Genomic DNA, 1,277 nt, shown 5'->3' with positions numbered 1-1,277 from the left:
CGGCTGCACCGCCACGCGGCCGCACCGATCATCCCGCAGCAGGTAGGAGTGCTTTCCGGCTGGTGATGGCGGTGGGGCGCGGGAGTTCACCGGCGGGGAGTTGGGTCGAGCGGTCCGCCGCCGGGCGGTGAAACGCCGGTCGAGGGTGACGGTCGACCGCGGCCCGCGATGGCAGACTCCCCGGGGGGCAGGACGCGGAATCACAAGCGTCCGAGGGTGGGTGTCGCAAGCCGGAGAGTCCCATCCTCGTTTGTCGGGAATTCTACCCTGAACGCCCGGACCCGGTGAACGGTGTCACGACGACCGAAGGGGGGAAGTTGTGGGCAACGGTCGGTCTGGGCGTATTGAAGGGATACTCGGCACGCTTGCCGGTTTCGTCGCACGCCGAAGGCTGTTGTTTATCGGCGTCTGGCTCGTGCTCTTCGTTGTCGCCGTGCCGCTCGCCGCGACGCAGACCCGCCGCCTCTCCGGCAGCGGCTGGGACGTTCCCGGCAGCTCGGCCGCACTGGCGATGGAGAGACTGAAGGAGTTTCCCGGCCGGGAGGGCGAACCACTCGCCGTATTTGTCCAGGGCACGAACAACGCCGCTGTCGACGACCGGCTGGAAGAGGTTACCACTGAGCTCCGGCGCTATCCAAGGCTGCTTTCGGGTGGTCCGGTCCAGCGCTTTGACGGTGGACGCGCCGCACTCGTTCCCCTGCGCGCGGTCGAACAGGAAAGAATCTTCGACTTCGCGGCCGAGCTCCGCCGGGCACTGGTCGCCGATCGCGCGGGCGTATCGACGCGGGTGGTCGGCGAGGCGGCGATGTGGTCGAACTTCCAGGAGGTCTCCAGGAAGCAGGTTGTCCGGGCTGAGACGGTCAGCTTCCCGCTGATGCTTCTCATTCTTCTTGCCGCGTTCGGGACGCTGCTGGCCGCGCTGACCCCGATAGCGCTGGGCCTGGTCGCTGTTGCCGTGACCGGAGCGGCGATCTATTTTCTCGCGGGCTCGTTCGAGATCTCGATCTACGTGACCAACATCGCGTCGATGGTCGGGATCGGGGTTGCCGTCGACTACTGCCTGTTCGTGGTTGCCAGCTACCGGGCCCGACTGCGTGCCGGGTGCGATGGCGGTGAGGCACTGCGTGGCGCGTTCGCGAGCGCCGGCACGGCGGTCGTCTACTCGGGTGCGACCGTCATCGTGTCGCTGGCCAGCCTCCTGTTCGTCAACGTCAACGCGATCCGTTCCATGGCGGCCGGGGCGATCATCGTCGTCGGCGTCGCGGTCCTGGCCACAA

2 protein-coding genes are annotated in these 1,277 nt (G+C 67.4%); one reads left to right on the top strand and one right to left on the bottom strand.

Features of this window, described 5'->3' with window-relative positions:
• On the bottom strand, window positions 1-204 hold a 204-nt coding region (locus U9980_RS11005; protein WP_322767824.1), incomplete at its 3' end, for a hypothetical protein.
• 115 nt (window positions 205-319) lie between these two features.
• Between U9980_RS11005 and U9980_RS11000 the strand changes: the two genes are divergently transcribed.
• Window positions 320-1,277, top strand: a 958-nt coding sequence (locus U9980_RS11000) for an MMPL family transporter (RefSeq protein WP_322767823.1), incomplete at its 3' end; no start/stop codon positions are given.

This window comes from Protofrankia sp. Cr1, from assembly GCF_963555865.1.
Classification (GTDB): Bacteria; Actinomycetota; Actinomycetes; order Frankiales; family Frankiaceae; genus Protofrankia.
This window is presented reverse-complemented; position numbering and strand designations above follow the sequence as displayed.